18 protein-coding genes and 1 CRISPR repeat array (1 of these 19 only partly in view) are annotated in these 20,267 nt (G+C 40.7%); of the genes, 12 read left to right on the top strand and 6 right to left on the bottom strand.

What is annotated here, in order from left to right; all coding sequences use genetic code 11:
* Positions 1–957: a CRISPR direct-repeat array (repeat unit 37 nt; unit sequence GTTTCCATCAACCTTTTCCCCGCAAGGGGACTGAAAC); it reaches 45 nt to the left of the window's first position.
* 203 nt (positions 958–1,160) lie between these two features.
* The 6 genes from ACQFX9_RS15430 to ACQFX9_RS15405 all read left to right on the top strand — a co-directional run bounded on the left by ACQFX9_RS15430 (position 1,161) and on the right by ACQFX9_RS15405 (position 8,268).
* The gene (locus ACQFX9_RS15430) at positions 1,161–2,111 is read left to right on the top strand and encodes an ABC transporter ATP-binding protein (protein WP_427156803.1); all 951 of its coding nucleotides are present in this window, start codon (positions 1,161–1,163) and stop codon (positions 2,109–2,111) included.
* Between the two features lie 24 nt (positions 2,112–2,135).
* Positions 2,136–4,037 (top strand): ABC transporter permease subunit, encoded by a 1,902-nt coding sequence (locus ACQFX9_RS15425; RefSeq protein ID WP_427156802.1) that lies wholly within the window; start codon positions 2,136–2,138, stop codon positions 4,035–4,037.
* A 316-nt stretch (positions 4,038–4,353) separates the two neighbouring features.
* Positions 4,354–6,015 carry a hypothetical protein gene (locus tag ACQFX9_RS15420; RefSeq protein ID WP_427156801.1) on the top strand — a complete coding sequence of 554 codons (1,662 nt, stop codon included), beginning with the start codon at positions 4,354–4,356 and terminating at the stop codon, positions 6,013–6,015.
* Positions 6,016–6,112: 97 nt separating this feature from the next.
* Positions 6,113–6,871: an ATP-binding cassette domain-containing protein gene (locus ACQFX9_RS15415; RefSeq protein ID WP_427156800.1), complete on the top strand. Its 759-nt coding sequence runs from the start codon at positions 6,113–6,115 to the stop codon at positions 6,869–6,871.
* On the top strand, positions 6,868–7,500 hold the full coding sequence (locus tag ACQFX9_RS15410) for an ABC transporter permease (RefSeq protein WP_427156799.1): 633 nt from the start codon (positions 6,868–6,870) through the stop codon (positions 7,498–7,500). Before ACQFX9_RS15415 ends, ACQFX9_RS15410 begins: the two co-directional genes overlap by 4 nt.
* Positions 7,501–7,605: 105 nt before the next feature.
* Positions 7,606–8,268, top strand: a complete 663-nt coding sequence (locus ACQFX9_RS15405) for a Coq4 family protein (RefSeq protein WP_427156797.1) — start codon at positions 7,606–7,608, stop codon at positions 8,266–8,268.
* Here the strand turns inward: ACQFX9_RS15405 and ACQFX9_RS15400 are convergent.
* A complete protein-coding gene (locus tag ACQFX9_RS15400) occupies positions 8,252–8,761 on the bottom strand; it encodes a GNAT family N-acetyltransferase (protein ID WP_427156796.1) in 510 nt (169 codons plus the stop codon). The genes ACQFX9_RS15405 and ACQFX9_RS15400 overlap by 17 nt on opposite strands.
* Complete coding sequence (locus tag ACQFX9_RS15395; RefSeq protein ID WP_427156795.1) at positions 8,762–9,073, bottom strand: DUF1778 domain-containing protein; 312 nt, start codon at positions 9,071–9,073, stop codon at positions 8,762–8,764. It abuts the gene before it with no gap.
* 127 nt (positions 9,074–9,200) lie between these two features.
* On the opposite strand from ACQFX9_RS15395, the gene ggt reads away from it, so the two are divergent.
* Positions 9,201–10,973 carry a gamma-glutamyltransferase gene (gene ggt / locus ACQFX9_RS15390; protein ID WP_427156794.1) on the top strand — a complete coding sequence of 591 codons (1,773 nt, stop codon included), beginning with the start codon at positions 9,201–9,203 and terminating at the stop codon, positions 10,971–10,973.
* Between the two features lie 65 nt (positions 10,974–11,038).
* Here the strand turns inward: ggt and ACQFX9_RS15385 are convergent, their stop codons facing one another.
* The gene (locus tag ACQFX9_RS15385; RefSeq protein WP_427156793.1) at positions 11,039–11,302 is read right to left on the bottom strand and encodes a hypothetical protein; all 264 of its coding nucleotides are present in this window, start codon (positions 11,300–11,302) and stop codon (positions 11,039–11,041) included.
* A 357-nt stretch (positions 11,303–11,659) separates the two neighbouring features.
* Complete coding sequence (locus ACQFX9_RS15380) at positions 11,660–12,247, bottom strand: DUF1802 family protein (protein WP_427156792.1); 588 nt, start codon at positions 12,245–12,247, stop codon at positions 11,660–11,662.
* An 80-nt stretch (positions 12,248–12,327) separates the two neighbouring features.
* Here ACQFX9_RS15380 and ACQFX9_RS15375 point away from each other — a divergent pair, with 80 nt between their 5' ends.
* Entirely contained in the window at positions 12,328–13,287 is a 960-nt protein-coding gene (locus ACQFX9_RS15375) for an aldo/keto reductase (RefSeq protein WP_427156791.1), read from the top strand.
* Between the two features lie 806 nt (positions 13,288–14,093).
* Here the strand turns inward: ACQFX9_RS15375 and ACQFX9_RS15370 are convergent.
* Together ACQFX9_RS15370 and ACQFX9_RS15365 are read right to left on the bottom strand one after the other, a co-directional pair.
* Positions 14,094–15,143, bottom strand: coding sequence for a S1 RNA-binding domain-containing protein (locus ACQFX9_RS15370; RefSeq protein ID WP_427156790.1), 1,050 nt, complete (start codon positions 15,141–15,143; stop codon positions 14,094–14,096).
* Positions 15,074–16,243, bottom strand: coding sequence for a cysteine desulfurase family protein (locus ACQFX9_RS15365; protein WP_427156789.1), 1,170 nt, complete (start codon positions 16,241–16,243; stop codon positions 15,074–15,076). Before ACQFX9_RS15365 ends, ACQFX9_RS15370 begins: the two co-directional genes overlap by 70 nt.
* A gap of 211 nt (positions 16,244–16,454) precedes the next feature.
* Between ACQFX9_RS15365 and ACQFX9_RS15360 the strand changes: the two genes are divergently transcribed.
* The 4 genes from ACQFX9_RS15360 to ACQFX9_RS15345 all read left to right on the top strand — a co-directional run bounded on the left by ACQFX9_RS15360 (position 16,455) and on the right by ACQFX9_RS15345 (position 20,256).
* Positions 16,455–18,074: a DUF655 domain-containing protein gene (locus tag ACQFX9_RS15360; protein ID WP_427162899.1), complete on the top strand. Its 1,620-nt coding sequence runs from the start codon at positions 16,455–16,457 to the stop codon at positions 18,072–18,074.
* 124 nt (positions 18,075–18,198) lie between these two features.
* The gene (locus ACQFX9_RS15355; protein ID WP_427156788.1) at positions 18,199–18,444 is read left to right on the top strand and encodes a ChaB family protein; all 246 of its coding nucleotides are present in this window, start codon (positions 18,199–18,201) and stop codon (positions 18,442–18,444) included.
* A gap of 197 nt (positions 18,445–18,641) precedes the next feature.
* The gene (locus ACQFX9_RS15350) at positions 18,642–18,836 is read left to right on the top strand and encodes an RNA-binding S4 domain-containing protein (protein ID WP_427156787.1); all 195 of its coding nucleotides are present in this window, start codon (positions 18,642–18,644) and stop codon (positions 18,834–18,836) included.
* Between the two features lie 214 nt (positions 18,837–19,050).
* A complete protein-coding gene (locus ACQFX9_RS15345) occupies positions 19,051–20,256 on the top strand; it encodes an NAD(P)/FAD-dependent oxidoreductase (protein ID WP_427156786.1) in 1,206 nt (401 codons plus the stop codon).
* Positions 20,257–20,267 lie beyond the last annotated feature (11 nt).

The following is a 20,267-nucleotide window of genomic DNA, read 5'->3' as shown; positions in this document are numbered from 1 at the left end:
GTCCTTAATGCTTTCAAGTCATTTTGATTGTTTCCATCAACCTTTTCCCCGCAAGGGGACTGAAACATCTCTATAATTTATTTCCATATAAACTATTTATTACAGTTTCCATCAACCTTTTCCCCGCAAGGGGACTGAAACAAGTATTCCTCCACCCCACAGGTATCACACTCAAGTTTCCATCAACCTTTTCCCCGCAAGGGGACTGAAACATCTAATTTATTAGAAAGTGTAGAGTCTCCACCAGAGTTTCCATCAACCTTTTCCCCGCAAGGGGACTGAAACAATGTCGTCTCACCAGATTTCCAAGCATCAAGGATGTTTGTTTCCATCAACCTTTTCCCCGCAAGGGGACTGAAACACACCACTGCGTGGTTAGATGCCTCTTCCGGTCAAAGTTTCCATCAACCTTTTCCCCGCAAGGGGACTGAAACAAAAAGCAGTTGAACAAGCTCAGGGAATGAACGAAGCGTTTCCATCAACCTTTTCCCCGCAAGGGGACTGAAACCATCCCGTGTGATTTCTGTCTGAAGTCCTAGCCGTTATGTTTCCATCAACCTTTTCCCCGCAAGGGGACTGAAACATAAAGCTACCGGGGATAATTCGCCTGTGTCCGCCTGTTTCCATCAACCTTTTCCCCGCAAGGGGACTGAAACAAAGAAGCCCGCGCCGTTGGTGCATTAACGAATATGTTTCCATCAACCTTTTCCCCGCAAGGGGACTGAAACTTTAGAATCAAACGGAATCACCCCAAAAGATGCAGCCAAAGTTTCCATCAACCTTTTCCCCGCAAGGGGACTGAAACATAGGAATAAAATATTGCCTTCTATGTCTAACTTGAGTTAAGTTTCCATCAACCTTTTCCCCGCAAGGGGACTGAAACGATACTCGTGCAGTAGCTCTACCTGTTTGCTGGTTGGGTTTCCATCAACCTTTTCCCCGCAAGGGGACTGAAACGGCTCATCATATTTTGCACCCATACCTTCTCTCCGAGACGCTAACGCAATTCAGAAGGACTTTTCGCTCTACGGAATGTGGCAAAACCACAACCTCCAGCTAAAGATGTACGTGATTTTGGTTACAGTTTCCGAAACGAGACTACCGAAAGCTGTAGAAAGAGGTTAGGTTAGTGTTTAAACAACAGCCGCACCCCAGCAGCTATGACAAAAGAATTAGCAATTCGCACTAGTGGTTTAACTAAGCAATTTGAACGGCACGTAGCCGTTAATGACGTTGAGTTAGAAATCCAAGCAGGTGAAGTATACGGACTGATAGGCCCCAATGGCGCAGGTAAAACTACTCTCATCCGAATGTTGGCAGCAGCAGAAGAACCAACTACGGGTGAGATTTATATTAACGGCGATCGCCTGCGTCGTGACAAGAGTAACCCTACTCTCAAACGTCGTCTTGGCTACCTTCCCGATGATTATCCCCTGTATGAAGACTTAACGGTTTGGGATTACTTAGATTATTTTGCGCGTTTATATCGGTTGCGAGAACCACGCCGCACTCAACGCCTACACGAAGTTTTAGAACTCATCCAACTGGGTAATAAACGCAACAGTCTGATTTCTACCCTGTCACGGGGGATGAAGCAGCGTTTGAGTTTAGCACGGACTATTATCCATGAGCCAATTGTACTGTTATTAGATGAGCCTGTTTCGGGACTTGACCCGATAGCCAGAATGCAATTCCGAGAAATTATTAAGGCACTCCAAGAAGCGGGAATGACGATTTTAATATCTTCCCATGTTTTGAGTGACTTAGCAGAGTTGTGTACTTCTGTAGGCATTATGGAATTAGGCTTTCTAGTAGAAAGTGCCTCCCTCCAACATCTTTACCAAAGGTTATCTCGCCAACAAATAGTTTTATCAACTTTGGGTGATTTAGAGGCACTGTTAAGTGTAGTCAAACATCATCCCCATGTAGAAGAGTGGGAGAAATTACCAGGTAAAAATGGCTTAAAAGTTAATTTTAATGGTACTCAGGAAGACTGCGCCGAATTATTGCGATCGCTAATTACATCGGGGATTCCTCTTACTGATTTTCACTGTGTTCAAGAAGATTTAGAAACCATATTTTTAAAGCTGGGACACAAACAAGCATCTTAATCATTAACTTGGGAGATACCACCAATGATGCTGAATTTCATAGATAAAATAGGTAACTGGAATCCACAGTTATTCCGAGAACTTAAAGGTCGGCTCAAGGTATTTAATATAGTGATTGCCGTTGGCTTATCACTACTAGGGCAACTAGGAACTTTTCTCTATCAATTTGTTGATTATCCTGGGGCAAAATATTCTATGTCCGGGACATACTGCAATTTAGCTCCAGGTTATCGCGAACGTCTCAATATACTGTCTCAATTAATTCCTCAAGTCCAACAACAGATTAATACATATAGCGGTCAACCCAACTTTGATAAAGTCCAGTTACAAGCACTAAAAACCCAGTTAGCCAGTTTCCAAACAGAACAGACCAATATTAATAGAAATCTCTATGAGACGTACTGTCCTACTGCTCAAATCAATTTCACTCTTTGGTGGCGGGATCATTGGGAATATATTTTTCTCACCTTAAGTGTGGTGTTTGTGTTTATTTTGTTAGTAGCTGGTACATATCTGATCATTAATAATTTGGCGCAAGAAGAACGACGCGGAACACTGAATTTTTTGCGTCTGACTCCCCAATCAGAAATGAGCATTTTAATAGGCAAAATGTTAGGAGTGCCGATTGTCATTTATCTGATAGTATTTGCAGCCTTACCTTTACATTTGCTTTCCGGCTTATCTGCCAAAATCGCCTTGAGCCACATCCTCAGTTTTGATATTTTGCTTGTTGGTTGTTGCGCTTTCTTTTATAGTTATGCCCTCTTATTTGGCTTAATTAGTCGTTGGTTTAGTGGATTTCAACCTTGGTTAGCTAGTGGCGCAGTTTTATTATTCTTGTTTACAACTATTAACTTAGCTTCTTATAGCTCTGATAGCGTCAATACAGCCACATGGTTGAGAATATTAAGCCCATTTGACATGATGGGTTATCTATTTGGTAATCTATTCCGCAATTATAGGGATCAATCCCTAGATGAATTACAATTTTTCTACTTACCGTTAGGTAAAAGTCTTGTAGGTTTATTGGCGTTACATTTATTTAACTACGGTGTTGGTATCTACTGGGCTTGGCAAGCATTACAGCGTCGATTTCGCAATCCTGAAACGGCCGTTTTAAGTAAAGGTCAAAGCTACTTTTTTGTAGGTTGTTTTCAGTTCATCTTTTGGGGATTTACTCTCCAGTCTGTAAATAACTCCTGTTATCCTTATTATGGAAGCAATTGCCACTATGATGTGAATCTTCAAATCAGCGAAAACTTGGTTTTTATTGTATTGTTTAATATGGCGTTGGTGTTTGCCATGATGATTATTTTGTCACCCCATCGCCAACAAATTCAAGACTGGTCACGCTATAGTTACCATGAAGTTTCTAATCAGCAAAAATTTTGGCGCAGTTCTTGGTTAAAAGATGCAATTTGGGGAGAGAAAAGCCCATCTTTGATAGCAATTGCTATTAACCTTTTAATTGTTATGACACCTGTAGTGATTTGGATAATCATTGCACCTGCATTAAATTTCAGACATAGTAATACTATTAATTGGATGAACGACATTGGGAGAATGAAAGCGGTTTTAAGTGTAGCCTTATTGGTCAGCATGGCAATGATTTATGCCGCCATATTGCAAACTATGTTGATGCTAAAAAATCCTCAACGGGGTATCTGGGCAGTTGGCACTATGGCTTTAGTCATGTTTCTCCCACCGGCGATTCTAGGATTATGCGGCATTTATCCTGAAAATTATCCTTTAGTGTGGCTATTTTCGACTTTTCCTTGGGCCGGGGTAAAAGACTCTGCAACTATTACTGTTTTTATGTCACTTCTAGCTGAGTTTACGGTTTTAGGCTTGTTGAATTTTAACCTCAACAAGCAAATCAAACTAGCGGGTGAATCTGCTAGTAAAGCTTTATTAGCTGGACGATAAATATATCTAGTTTAGGAATATATTCCTAACTATAGGAATCCGATTTAATTGGAAGAAAAAAATAAGTATATGTAGTGGCGTGTCAAGCCTTAAATATTGCCAAAAAAATAGTAGGTTGGGTTGAGGCTTTGCGAAACCCAACGCTATAACCAATGTTGGGTTTCCTAACGTCAACCCAACCTACATTTTTCGCACTATTTTAGCCTTGTAACGCTACTACGTATCTGTTCAAAAATCAAGCAGGAATCCTACATAAACTTAAACCATTGGCCAGTTGTGTAAGTCATATCAACCTAACACCACATGAGTTTTTACTATGCAAACTAACTTGATAAATCAAATCGGAGACTGGAATCCGCAATTATTACGAGAGATTAAAGGGCGATTGCATAAACGCAATGTATTAATCATCATGTTTGCCTCCTTCTTGACGCAGTTGGTGGTGTTCCTTTATTTTCAAGGTCTTTTACCCAGTGAACCAATCGGTTCAAATAGATATTGTCGAGGCGAGAATTTAGAGATTTACAATGAATGCTTTTTAGATAATTCTGGAAATCTGGATGTAAATTGGCAAGTGTGGTTTCAAGACACATTTAGCTGGCTGAGTATTCTGGGAATTTTTGTAATTATTGTGGCGGGTAGTTATCTACTTATTAACGATTTATCTACGGAAGAAAGACGCGATACATTCAACTTTATTCGCTTGAGTCCGCAATCGCCCCAAAGTATTCTCTTCGGTAAAATGTTAGGAGTTCCCATCTTAGTTTATTTGGGAGTAGGCCTAGCGATTCCCTTTCATTTATGGTTAGGTTTAAATGCACAAATCCCTTTAGGCTTGATTTGCGGTTTCTATATTCTGTTTCTTACTGCCAGTTTATTTTACTTTAGTGGCTCACTGTTATTTGGCTTGGTTGGTTCTTGGTTAGGCAGCTTTCAAGCATGGTTAGGAAGTGGCGCAGTTTTAGGATTTTTGTTCATCACTCAACAGGTAATTACAAGTAGCACTACGACTAATCACCCATTTGTAATTTTGAATTTCATGAATCCATACTATGTGATTTCCAGCTTGGGAACCGACACAAATAGGATGGATTTAACTAATGTGCGTTGGTTTAATTTCCTAATAGGAAATAGTTGGGTAGAAATTATTGGTTTTACGGTAGTTATTCATTTAGTGGGAGCTTATTTTTTCTGGCAATCATTACAAAGATGCTTCCGCGATCGCAATGCTACCATGCTGAGTAAACAACAGAGTTACTGGCTCACATCAGCTTTCACAATTATTACTGTAGGCTTTGCTAACTGGTCACAATTAGTTTTTGGTGATGGTAGTTATACTTACGCCATGCGAGAAAACATCGCTTGTTTGATGTTTTTGGACTTGTGTTTTTGCTTGTATTTAATTGCAGCCTTAACTCCCCATCGTCACACATTACAAGATTGGGCGCGTTATCGTCATTTTGGCACTCAACAGGGTAAAAAGCTGAATTTAGTTCAAGATTTGATTTGGGGTGAAAAAAGTCCGGCGATGTTGGCGATCGCAATTAATGTCATGATTGCCATTACGGGCTTGAGTTTATTTTCCCTTGTTTCTTTAGCTGATCGAGATGATAAAGTTGTCTCCTTAGTCGCCCTCATCTTTGCCGGTAGTCTCACCCTCATCTATGCAGCCTTAACACAGCTACTTTTACTGATGAAACACGGACAACGGCTATTTTTGACTAATGGTGTGATGATCGGTGTGATTATCTTACCAGTCGTAGCTTTGGGTATGCTGTTTGCCTCTCCTGTAAACTATACTTTCCTGTGGCTATTTTCCGTAGCTGCACCCGTAGTTGTCTTATATCCACAAGGTGAATTAGCAATCATCTCCTACTTTATGGGAATGATCGGACACGCAATCCTTTTGGGTATCATGTTGTCGCAAATAGCACTCCAGTTAAATAAAGCTGGTGAATCAGCAACAAAGGCATTGTAGCTAGTAGTTAATTAACACCAAGGAGCAAAAAGGTTTACGCTCAGGTATGCAAAAGAGTAGAATCTGAGGCTAACGGGCAGCATAATTTTTCACTGTCATGCCACAAGCTAACTCAATTGCCATTCAATTTTGTGATGTTACCCTGAGTCGTAACCATCGTTCTTTGGTGTCAAATCTCAATTTTGCGATTCATCAAGGAGAAGCATTAGTATTACTTGGGCGTAGTGGTAGCGGTAAAACTACCACTATGAAATTAATTAATCGCCTATTGACACCCACCCAAGGTGAGGTTTTATTTAATGGTGTAGCGACTACCCAATGGGATGAAATTAAACTGCGGCGTAAGATCGGTTATGTCATTCAAGAAACTGGTCTATTTCCCCATTTCACCGTCGAACGTAATGTGGGTTTAGTCCCCTCTTTAGAAGGTTGGAAACCCAAACAAATTAAAACCAGAGTATACGAATTATTACATTTAGTAGGACTAGATCCAGCGCAATTTGCTAGGCGTTATCCCCATGAATTATCGGGGGGACAAAGACAAAGGGTAGGCGTAGCTAGAGCTTTAGCCGCCGATCCTCCGGTATTATTAATGGATGAACCTTTTGGCGCGCTTGATCCGATTACACGCTTAGAATTACAACAAGAATTTCGGCGGTTGCAACAGGAATTAGGTAAAACAGTGGTGTTTGTCACCCACGATATTCAAGAAGCCTTTGTTCTAGCATCACGCATTGGGTTAATGTATGGGGGAGAATTGGTAGTGTTAGGTACAAAGGATGAATTCATGCACTCCCAACATCCCGAAACTTTGGCTTTTCTCCAATGTCTGCGTTCCCAGCAAGACAGCCTATGAAAGATTTCTTTTTAGTGAAGTATGCCCCAGAAATTTTACAACACACGCTAGAGCATTTATTTTTGGTGGGTGTTGCTATTAGTATTGCCATTATTGTGGGGATTCCTCTAGGAATTTTCATCACCCGGAAAAAGCAACTCCGACAACCAATTTTAGGTTTTGTAAATGTTCTGCAAACTATTCCGAGTTTGGCTTTATTTGGCTTACTGATTCCTGTACCTGTAATTGGTGGAGTTGGTGCTATTCCCGCAATTGTGGCTTTAACTTTATATTCCTTACTGCCGATAATTCGTAATACTTATACAGGAATTATCAGCGTAGATCCTGCGATTCGTGAAGCTGGGCGGGGCATGGGAATGACCGATAGACAATTATTATTCCAGGTAGAAATTCCCTTAGCAATGGCGGTAATTTTGGCAGGGGTGAGAGTTGCGACGGTGATTGCAATTGGGATTGCTACTATTGCGGCTGCAATTGGGGCTGGGGGTTTGGGAGTATTTATTTTTCGAGGAATTGCTATTGTAAATAACCAATTAATTTTAGCAGGTGCAGTTCCAGCCGCCGCGATCGCTTTATTGGCAGATTCCTTAATTGGTTGGCTAGAAAAAAAATTAAAGGTAGAAAATTAAGTTTCATCAAAATTTATCTGGGTAATCATTCCCTAGTCTAGTAGAATTTTTCTGGTTTAGCAGTATTGATAGATTTATGTTTTTTACTAAAAAAGGGAACTAGAAATGATTTTATCTACCCAACAAGAAATTCCCCTCGCTGAACAAATTCAGGCACTCCAGAGCTTTTGTATAATGACTCAAAACCCTGCAACGTTCTCAGCAATTTATGATTTAGATGCGATTCTCGCTAAAACAGAACTCAGCACCATCTCTGTGGAATATCTGAAATCACAACCGGAAGTAGCAGCCATTATTCAGGAACGTTATTTAGCCCCCGTACCAGATTTAGCCAAATTACTCACCTATCCGCCAGATTCCTTGGGTTATCAGTTTGCAGCGTATCTAAGCGAAAACAATTTTGATCCGGCATTTTATCGTCCCAGAGAAGTCAAGGACGATATTAGTTATGTCAGTTTGCGCCGCAGTCAAACCCACGATATCCATCATATTGTGACCGGGTTTAAGACTGACGCGCCAGGGGAACTAGGACTACAAGCTTTTCAGCTAGCACAGATGAAATCGCCCATTGCGATCGCTATTATGACTGCTGGTATTATTAACTTCTTGAATAATACCCCAGAATTAGCAGCTATTATGCAATACATCTATCTCGGTTGGGAAATGGGACTCAAAGCAAAACCCTTGATGGCACAAAAATGGGAAGATAATTGGGAAAAACCCTTAACTCAATGGCGTAGTGAATTGGGAATTACGCAAACATTTTAGCGATAGTTTCCATCATCAGAAACATTCTATGAGAGAAAGTAGGAAAACTCATAAAATTATAATGCTCATAAAAAGAACGAGCATCATCATCTTTGGCCTCAACTATTACAGCAGTTGTGGCAATCTCGCTGTTGAGGCTGCGATAAAGTGCATCCATTAATAGCATTTCTCCTAATCCTTTTTGGCGATGCTTTTGATTTACAGCTAATCGACCAAGAAGGGTTGCAGGAACTATAGGATATTTTGGCAATTTCTTACTTATTTCTGTGGGTAATTCTCCCAGTTTAATACTTGTGGCTGAAAGTGTGTAATAACCAGCGATACTACCAGAACTTTTTTCAACTAACACAAAAGAAGCAGCCACTCGCTTACGAGCATCTTGTCCGGCTTGTTGTTTTAAATAACAGTCTAGTTCTTCAACACCACAACAAAAAGCCGCCCGGTCGTGCTTCCCTAGCGGCTCTATGAAATAATCATCATCAGATAAAGCCACTTACACACCCATGTTTTGTTTATAGCGTTGAGCAGCAGCACGCAGTTTTTCACTTGGTACTGGTGGATTTAGTAGTGCTTCTACAAAAACCTCTTGGTCTTGTCTGCTTAAAACCATCATTTCATGTTCTTGAATAACCTCATTAGCAGCCTTGAGAACGCTGCTAATCACAAAATCTGTGAGTGTTCGACCCTGAATATCAGCCGCACGCTGGAATAATTCTTTTTGCTCTTTACTGATACGTGCTTCGAGACGTTCAACTTTGGAGCTTGTTGAATTTTTGTGACGGCTTCTAGCCTTTGTGTCAGCCATGATAGCTTTTACTCAATTATTGAGATTTTGTACGGCAATTGTCCTAACAATTATACTAAACTATTCTCCAGAAATGTCAAATGCCGTCCCAGGTTGTAGTCTAAACAATAGTAATCAACATAAAAAAATGCCTATTCTTGCTCAAACCAAGCAGCTTGCATTTACCATATTTTCCCTCAGCCTGCTTTGCTACACCGAAGTAGCATCAGCCAGCATCACCTTACCTTTACGCAGCAAAAAAGCAATGGTAGTATCTGCCCATCCCTTGGCGAGTGAGGCGGGACTTTTGATGTTACGCCAAGGTGGTAACGCCGTTGATGCAGCAGTGGCCACGACTTTTGCTATATCTGTAGTTGAGCCATTTTCTGCCGGAATTGGTGGGGGTGGCTTTTTATTGTTGCGTAATGAAAAAACTGGCGAAATCAAAGCTTTAGATTTTCGGGAACGCGCACCCCTCAAGGCTACAAAAAATATGTACTTAGATGCAGATGGAAAGGTGCGTCCCAATGCCAGTGTGAATGGTTATTTAGCGGTGGCGACACCAGGTACAGTGGCGGGAATGTATGAAGTTCACCGTCGTTATGGTAAGCTGCCCTGGAAGGAAGTTTTAAAACCTGCGATCGCTCTAGCTGAAGATGGTTTTACTCTCAGTCATCAGCCTACTTGGCGTTCCGCTTCAGTCTATACTAATCGTCTGCAAGTAATTTTAAATAACCCAGCCGCCAGGACAATTTTTACCCGCAACGGCGAATTTTATCAACCAGGGGAAAGATTAATCCAAAGAGATTTAGCACGCACTTTAACAACGATCGCGCAAAATCCCCAAAGTTTTTATACTGGTGATATCGCCCGTGCGATCGCTAATGATATGGCGAAAAATGGCGGTTTAATTACTTTAGCCGACCTCAAAGCCTATAAACCAATCTGGCGGACTCCTGTATGTGGAAAATTCCGCCAATTTCAAGTCTGTTCTATGCCGCCGCCTTCTTCCGGTGGTGTATTGTTATTGCAGATGTTAAACATCATCGGTGATGCAGATTTAAAATCCTGGGGTTGGCATCATCCCAATGCTTTACACCTGATGACAGAAACAATGAAAATTACCTATGGCGATCGCGCACAATATTTAGGTGATCCTGATTTCGTCAAAGTTCCTGTGCAAGCATTACTGAGTGACAATTACGCTAGACAACGCCGGAGTGAGATTAATCCCGATAAAGCTATCCCTGCCACCCAAATCAAACCAATTCTCCTGAAAAATCTCCCCCAAGTTCAGATTCCCCTCAATCGCAAACTGCAACTAGCAACTCGTTATGAGTCTCCCGAAACGAGTCATCTAAATGTTGTGGACACAGAACGCAATGCTGTAAGTCTGACATTCACCGTCAACCACGGTTATGGTGCTGGAGTAGTGGCATCGGGAACTGGTATTGTCTTGAATAATGAAATGGATGATTTTGTCGCTGCACCAGGAATACCAAACGCTTTTGGATTATTGGGTAACGAAGCCAACGCTATCGCACCGCGCAAAACTCCCCTCTCTAGCATGACACCGACAATGATCAGCGAAAACGGCCGTCTGCGGATGGTAGTAGGTGCGCCTGGTGGTAGCACAATTATCACTCAGGTCTTGCAAGTAGTGCTGAATGTGCTGGAATACAATATGGACGTTGGTGCAGCAATATCTGTTCCGCGCATACATCACCAGTGGTTTCCTGATGAGTTGCGAGTAGAAACTTGGGGTTTAGATGCAATGACTCTGCAAGAGTTACGTCGTCGAGGACACAATATAAGAGAAAGTCAGCCTTGGGGAAATGTTAACGCGATCGCTGTTACTGTTGACAATCATCTAGAAGGTGCAGCCGATCCTCGCGGTGAAGGCTCTCCTAGAGGTTTTTAAATCTCAGTCTCCAGAAAGACAAGAAAAATAGCACAACTACTGTCTAACTAACAACTATTGACTATTTACTGTTGAGTATAGGAAGACTCTGCATAAACACTACCGCCAAATTCATTGGCGCGTGCGCTAGGTACTAATGTCCACCCCGCTTTACGGAGTTTTTGATAGGTAGCCCAGCCTTTAGAGCCGCGAGGAATGGGATAATCTGGAACTGAGTATTTCGGGAAAGCTGTGTAGGGTCGCCAAGGTTTTCCCGGTGCTTCTTGCAAATATAAAATTTTGTCATCGTCACCGCTACTTTTCGATATCCAACACATTTGTTGAGACATAGGGAAACTCCTTTGCTTTTTGCCTTTATTGCATATTGGCGTTTTCTTGTCAATGCTTCTTCACCCTTGCGGGATAGTTTAGAATCTTCCCAGGGTAGTCAACTTACCTACAATTCAAAATCGTACAATTACTTAAATAATTGTGCGGGCTTGAACTGACTCATTAGAAGATATGTAGATAGACAGATTGTTCAAATGTTTGTGCCTCAATCTTAATGTAAGACTAAGATTTGTTTAATGTTATCCGCGACTACCAAAGGTGTATGTATCGAGGGTTACTATTTCAGCAACATTTTAATTTTTGTTACGAAATGCAGATGATTAATTGCAAGATTGATTCCTGTATAGACACGGGATTTAATCAGTCTTATTGCTAATCATTGTCCAAATTTCTGCCCTCAGATATTGGTAATCTGAGTCAGATAAAACAGGTTCAGACCTTTGCAAATCAATAGGTTGTGTGATATCTATCCAAGACTTGCAACCACCATATTCTAAACGATAGGGAATTGCCTGCACTTGAGCAAGTTTGAAAGTGCGTAGCAAGAGGATAAATAATGGCTGCTGGGATTTCCACTTAAGGCGATCGCGAATAAAATGTTCATTCCAGATATGGAAAGGTAATAACCGACTGACGATTAACTCATCCATCACAGGAAAAATATCCGTAATTTCTGCCCAACTACCGATTCTCACCGTTTCTGGATGCCATCCTGAAGCTACTGGCTGGACAAGATGTGTATATTCTGCCTTAAGTAGTAAAGGTTGCTGATGTTCAAATGTAGGGTAGAGTAAAACCTGTGGATGCGTCACCTGAAACCGCCCTTGTTGTTCCCGAATCCCGCCTTTTCGCAACAACATAATAGTTTTACCCGCTTCTAAAGCTTGAATGGCGATCGCCCACTCTTTAAGAGTATGTACCGTTTGAACTAATTCCATCAGCATCTACTGTAACTCTGATTTTATTTTGAGTGTAGACCGTTAAAGTATAAAACTATCCAGGGATATGAATTGAGAGAACCTTTATGGAAAAACGTAGACTAGGTAAATCTGACGTAGAAATTACACCCATCCTCATGGGAACTTGGCAAGCCGGGAAAAAATGGTGGGTAGGAATTGAAGATGCAGACTCCATTAAAACTATCCGCGCCGCCTTTGAAGCTGGAATCACGACTATAGATACAGCCGAAGTTTACGGGGAAGGACATTCTGAGAGGATTGTAGCTGAAGCTTTATCTGATGTGCGTGAGCAAGTCGAGTATGCAACCAAGGTGTTTGCTAATCATCTCCAGTATGATCAAGTAATTGCAGCTTGCGATCGCTCCCTGAAAAACCTCAAAACTGATTATATCGACCTTTACCAAATTCACTGGCCGAGTGGTTCTTTCAATACCGAAATCGTTCCTATTGCAGAAACCATGCGCGCCCTCAATGACTTGCAAGCACAGGGTAAAATTCGCGCCATTGGCGTTTCTAACTTTTCTCGCACTCAATTAGCAGAAGCCTCCCAATATGGCCGCATTGATAGCTTACAACCGCCATACTCATTGTTTTGGCGGCAAGTGGAAAAAGATGCTATGCCTTATTGCAGAGACAATCATATTTCTATCTTGGCGTACTCACCCTTAGCCCAAGGATTATTAACAGGCAGATTTGCCCCTGGATATAAGTTTCATCCAGAAGATAATCGTACAGGCAACAAGCTATTCCAGGGCGAGAACTTTGAACGCGCCCACCAAGCCTTAGAGAAACTACGCCCCATAGCAGAAAGCCATAACTGCACATTGGCACAGTTAGCATTAGCTTGGCTAATTGCCCAACCCCAAACTCAAGCGATCGCCGGCGCGCGTTATCCTGAACAAGCCAAAGATAACGCCCTCGCTGCTGATGTGAAACTTTCCCCTGAAGAACTATCAGAAATTGATGCGATCGGTCGTATTGTTACCGATCATCTTGATGACAGTTCTGTGATGTGGAACTGGTAATAACAATTTTGGATTTTGGATTTTGGATTTTGGATTAAAGTTCCAGAATCTCGAAACAATACTATCTATCCCAATTTTGTAGAATTTATCGAGGTTGGGTGAAAAATTCAACCCAACCTCTAATCATCTTTTCTATTTCCTATTCCCCATGCCCAATGCCCTATTCCCTATTCCCTACCTGATATCTACAAAACATAGTCAGGGATCAAAGTTTTAAGTCGTTATTGCAAAAATCTACAAAATATCAACTTTCGTAAACTACTAGTTGATCATCATCAAACTGAGTGCTAACTTAGATAGCAAGACACCAAGAGAAAACAAACCAAACCCCAGGGCAAAAGACAAGGTGTCTCCTGTCAACAGCCCAAGCAAATTTCAGCAGAATTTATGTCATGTGGCAACAAGCCCTAACAAGGCAAGCCAAATCCCAAAGCGGAAAAACAAAGAATGCTGAGTTTGTTAGTTTCGATGTCAACCCTAGTTATAAACCTCTCAATTGCTTTTTGTTGATTAAACTTAAAAATTTGAAATCAATACATATTGAAAAGCCTAGTCAACCCGTACTAGGCTTTTCAATTTGGCAGATATTTTCATCACAGATAATGTGGCGTTTGTTGGAGTCTGAAAAACTAATTGTGATAACTCAAGTATCTGCAATCATTTTACCTAAATGCTGGAGGATTTTTGAAACTCCAGATAAATTATTGAGGTATTGCGATCGCATTTGTTTACCAAAATGTTTGATAAATCAAAAGCTGCTACAGTTGCTAATCATGCCAGATCAAGGTTGTTCTGGATTGAGATGACTAGGCACGTAAGCTAATGTTTGGGCAATTGCTAGTTCTGCCTAGTTTAACTCTAAAATTATCACTATCTAATTCAATAATCATTACTTGCACATTATCACCAACCCGGAGAGCTTGGTCAGGATAGTTAAAAAATGAAGGATGAATTTCAGATTTGGGTAAAAAAGCAAGGAGATTTTCAATATCAACCCACACTCCATAGTGTCTTATCTTCTCTACAGTTCCAGTGACAACCTGACCGACTTCCAATTGCCTGAATCTGACGAAAGTAGAATGATGTATCAATAATAATCGATCAAAATCTTCCTTGATTTCTAAAATTTTGAGGGGAATTTCTTGTTCTACGACCAGTTCCCTTTTTTGCTTATCTAAATAAGTTATAACAGTACCATAAACACCCTCAACTTTCACTATTGCACCTCTACTATTTGTTTTCAATATTTTTGGATATAATGTCACCTCATCAGCTTGTAGTTGCCGTAAACGTTGCCATGCTTTTTGTTTCTCTATTTGGAGAATTGAAAAAAACACTGTTGGTGGACGTTCTTGAGAATATAAAAACCACTGAATTCTGATTGATACTCCACCTCCATGAACAGCAAGAATTTTAGTATCAATCAGAAGGTCTTCTTTAGTTATGGGATGACCACATTTATTAGTAACTATAGTCAATACTGTCTCATGCAAGCGATCGCTTTCTTGCAGCGTCTCTGGAGTACAGTGTGAAAAAAATATATCATTCTTACCATCATAATTTCTGACAACCAAAAACTCTCGAATTTCATTCAGTTGCACAGCCTCTTCTGGACTTTGAATCTTAGAAAAGGATAATTCTTGTAGTGTGATATAAGCCGGTTGATCAGCATCGAAATCAACTATAATCCCTGTGGGTTCTAGCTTAATAATTTTTCCCAAAATTATTTGTCCAGGTTGGAAACTGCTTAAATTTATCTTTCTTTTCATTATTATGAAGATTTCATTTAACGCTGAACTAAAGATAAATTTAAATTCAACCTCTGCAACACTTGCTTTAATACCATCGCTGTCCAATCAATATCGGCTGCTGTGGTATCGCGTCCCAGGGTGAGGCGAATTCCTCCGAAAGCGGCATTTTGGTGATAACCCATAGCTAAAAGTATGGGACTGGGGCTAAGTTTACCACTGTGACAAGCTGAACCTGCACTAATACCAATACCAGCTAGATTGAGTTGACGGACTATGGTTTTACCACTGAGTTTTTCACCGTCGGCGGATTCTAGACAGAAACTAACGTGGTGGGGTAAACGATGTTCTAAATCACCGGTGGGAATTAAACCAGGAACATCAGCTAGCAAAGAAAATAGGCGATCGCGTAATTTAATTAAACGTGGTGTTTCTGTGGCTAGTTCTTTAGCTGCGAGTTCGGCGGCGACTCCAAACCCCGCAATGGCGGGTAACGCTTGTGTTCCTGAACGTAAACCCCTCTCCTGTCCACCGCCACCAAGTAAGGGTATCAATTCTACACCAGGACGAATATATAAAGCCCCTGCACCTTGCGTCCCATATAACTTATGACTGGATAAACTCAGTAAATCTACAGGTAATTGTTGTACATCTATCGGTAAACGTCCGGCGGCTTGTACTGCATCGGTGTGGAATAAAGCTCCGTGTTGTCGCGCTATTTGGCATAATTCTGCGATGGGTTGGACTGTACCGATTTCACTTTGTCCGTAAATTACCGATACTAAAACTGTATTGTGTTGCAATGCAGCTTTTAAGTCTTGGGGGTTGACTCTACCTTTACTATCTACTCCCAAACGGGTAACTTCCCAACCCCACTTTTCTAGTAAATTGGCGGGTTCTGTAATGGCTGAATGTTCCACACTAGAAATGATGATGTGTTGGGGAACTAAGGACAACCTCGCCACACCCATAATCACTAAATTATTAGCTTCCGTACCCCCAGAAGTAAACACAATCGTATCGGAATTAGGGGCATTAATTAGGCTCGCTACTTGCACCCTAGCTTGTTCTAAAATCATAGCTGCCCGTTGTCCCCACTCATGCAAGCTAGAAGGATTTCCCCATTGTTGGGTGAGTACGGCTTGCATCGCGGCGATCGCTTCTTGGCGAGTGGGGGTAGTAGCACTGTAATCTAGATATATTTGCATATCATTGGATGATTTAAACAACGGGCTGTCTATATGGGCAGGATATAAGAGTAAATGGGCGCATCATTTGCAAATCAGCATGATTAGACAGTCACTCGCTGAATTTTTGCTAATGCTGATACAGCTATTTGTCTAATTAATGTGGCATAGATAGTTTTGGGAATGATAAATGTGTTCATGCCCAATTTACTTTTAGCAGATCACCGTGCAGATTTTACTGAAATTGCAGAAATCTTTAGTCTTATTTTTACTGTTGGCGATCGCAGGTTGTCAAAAAGTCCAATCCCAAAATACGCGCCTTCCTGCTTTGCCACAAGACCCCTTTGTGAAAGTTTACTTTAATCAGTCTGAGTCTAGTGAATATCGCGAACCTTACCGCCAGCAAACTCGACGAGGAGATAATTTAGAACAGCAAATTATTGAGACAATTTCTCAAGCTAAATCTACTATAGATATTGCAGTCCAAGAGTTACGTTTACCAGGAATTGCCAAGGCTTTAAGTGATAAACAAAAAGCAGGTGTTCAAGTTAGGGTTATCTTAGAAAATAACTACAGTCGTCCTTGGAGTAGTTTTACAGATGCGGAAGTGAAGAAATTACCGCCAAGAGAAAAAGATAGATATCAAGAATATTTTAAATTTGTAGACCAAAATCAAGATAATCAACTCAGCTCAGAAGAAATTAATCAAAGGGATGCGTTAATCATTTTACAAACTGCCAAAATCCCTGTAATCGATGATCGAGCAGATGGTTCAGCAGGTAGTAATTTGATGCACCATAAGTTTATTATTGTAGATAATCGCACTGTAATTGTTACCTCCGCTAATTTTACCTTAAGTGATGTTCATGGCGATGTTACTAATGCCACCAGTTTAGGAAATCCTAATAACTTTTTACTGATTGATAGTCGAGAGTTAGCCAATTTATTCACAGAAGAATTTAATCTGATGTGGGGTGATGGGGTTGGTGGTAAACCCGATAGTAAATTTGGTTTAAATAAACCTGTGCGTCCTCCAAAAACGATTACATTAGGTGATAATAAAATCACTGTGCATTTTTCACCTACATCACCTACCCAACCTTGGAGTAATACCAGTAATGGACTCATTGGTAAAACTTTAAATTCATCTACTCAATCTGTAGATATGGCTCTGTTTGTATTTTCTGAACAGCGACTTGCCAATATTTTAGAAATTCGTCATCAGCAAAATGTAGCTATTCGCGCACTGATTGACAAGCAATTTGCCTATCGTCCTTATAGCGAAGCCTTAGACATGATGGGCGTAGCTTTAAGTAATAAATGTAAATATGAGTTGGATAATAAACCTTGGCAGAATCCTCTAACTACTGTTGGTGTTCCTACATTACCCAAAGGCGATTTATTACATCATAAATTTGCAGTGGTTGACCAAAAAACGGTAATTACAGGTTCTCATAATTGGTCAGATGCGGCGAATGAAGCTAATGATGAGACTTTAATTATTATTGAGAATCAGAATATCGCTGCTCATTATGTGCGTGAGTTTAATCGGCTTTATGCTAAGGCGAAAGTTGGTGTACCGGAAAATATTCAAGCTAAAATTCAAGCTGAACAAAAGCAATGCCCACAAATCTCTGCTCCTAATAGTTCAGAGAAAACTATTAAACCCATTAATATTAATACAGCTAGTCTAGAAGAATTATCTACCTTGCCAGGGGTCGGCAAGAAATTAGCTCAAAAAATTATTACAGCCCGTCAACAGCAAAAATTCACTTCTTTACAAGATTTAGAAAGAGTTCCAGGTATTAGTGAGAGAATGATAGCTAATTGGCAAGGTTATATCGAATTGTAGATTATCGCTTTTATATTGATTATGCCCCAAGTATGGTAATTATCAATCTCTACTTTCAGAAAGAGGAAACTTGAGTAATTAAATATCTAGGATAAACCCAAGTTAGATAATTCGGAGTGGGTTTATGCCTTACGAAAATAGAGATGAATTACCACAAGAAATTAGAGAACAATTACCAGAACACGCCCAACAAATTTTTGTGGCGGGATTTAATGCAGCTCAAAGAGATGGTATGAGTGAAGATGGTGCTACCAATGTGGCGTGGAATAGTGTGAGAAATGAATATGAACAAGGTAGCGATCGCACATGGCACAGAAAACCCGAAGATCCAGCAATACACAACAAATCTGTGGTTTCTGGTGGTAATTAGTTCAGTTAATTCGCAATTTAGTTAAAATTAAGGCGGTTTGTAGTTTCTATGAACCGTCTGTTTTGGGTTAAATTGATCATTAGACTTCTTGCATAAATCTTTTTTTGTCTCACGCAAAGGCGCAAAGACGCAAAGAAAGACGCTAAAATCATGACTGTTGCAAGAGGTCTATTATTGACAATTTCACTCTTGTACAAATGATTAAACTCGACCAATTTCTGAAATATCTAGGTATAGCCCCGACTGGTGGTCAAGCCAAACTTATGATTAATGATGGGAATGTGCAAGTGAATGGTGCAATTGAAACCCGGCGGGGACGAAAATTAGTATCAGAAGATCAAGTAACAGTGGCAGGAAAAACCTTCAAGGTGGGAGATATAATTCAAGAATAGTTTTGGTGTTAGTTATCGTCTTTTCTAGAATTAATTAAAACAGGCGATCGCTACTCCCTAAAAGTAGTAAAAAAATTTATCTTTCCTGACAATCCTATAACCCTATACCCCTACACCCCATTGCAACAAGATTTCGCTGGAATGGTCACAACACCGCAATAAATCATTACACTGAGAGTTAGTTGCCTGTCTGGGATGGATATCCTGTAGAAACATGACTGAACAGAATGTGAGAATTGTTATCCTTGGTGGAGGCTTTGGTGGTCTCTACACAGCTTTGCGTTTAAGTCAATTACCTTGGGAATCTCAGCAAAAGCCCGAAATTGTCTTGGTAGACCAAAGCGATCGCTTCTTATTTTCCCCCTTATTGTACGAGTTACTCACCGGAGAACTACAAACTTGGGAAATCGCCCCTCCTTTTACAGAACTATTAGAAGGTACAGGGGTGCGCTTTTATCAAGCTGTGGCTTCTGGTATTGACATTGACCAAAAACGAGTACACCTACAAAACGGCCCAGAAATTCCCTATGATCGCCTAGTATTAGCTTTAGGTGGAGAAACACCCCTAGATTTAGTTCCAGGTGCAACATCCTATGCTTACCCCTTTCGCACCGTCAATGATGTTTATCGCCTAGAAGAACAACTGCGAATTTTAGAAGAATCCGATGCGGAGAAAATTCGTGTTGCTATTGTTGGAGGCGGTTACAGTGGGGTGGAATTAGCTTGTAAATTAGCAGATAGACTCAAAGAAAGAGGCCGTTTCCGCTTAATTGAAATTAGCGACCAAATTTTAAGAACTTCCCCAGAATTTAACCGCGAAGCCGCCAAAAAAGCTTTAGAAGCGCGGGGTGTATTTATCGACTTAGAAACCAAGGTTGAATCTATTACCCAAGATAGCCTCTCCCTGGAATACAAAAATCAAGTAGATACCATCCCTTACGATTTAGCGATTTGGACTGTGGGAACAAAAGTCGCACCCGTCGTTAGAAACCTACCTTTAAAACAAAACCAGCGTGGTCAAATCTCCACCGATACAACCTTACAAGTTCTTGACCATCCAGAAATTTTTGCTTTGGGAGACTTAGCCGACTGTCTAGATGCAAATGGTCAACAAATCCCCGCTACAGCCCAAGCTGCTTTTCAACAAGCAGACTACGTAGGGTGGAACATCTGGGCTTCTTTGACACAACGCCCCCTTCTACCATTCCGCTATCAACAGTTAGGGGAAATGATGGCACTAGGGAAAGACAACGCTACTTTAACAGGTTTAGGAATCAAACTAGAGGGTTCTCTAGCCTATGTTGCGCGTCGTTTGGCTTATTTGTATAGAATGCCCACATTTGATCATCAGCTCAAAGTAGGTTTTAATTGGTTAGTTCGTCCTATTATAGAAACAATTTCTGCTGTGACGAATGATTAGAAGTGTTGACT

Origin of the sequence: Aliinostoc sp. HNIBRCY26 (assembly GCF_050235535.1) — a bacterium.
Taxonomy (GTDB): domain Bacteria; phylum Cyanobacteriota; class Cyanobacteriia; order Cyanobacteriales; family Nostocaceae; genus Trichormus.
Note: the sequence above shows the minus strand (reverse complement) of the source record. Positions and strands in the feature narration are given on the sequence as shown.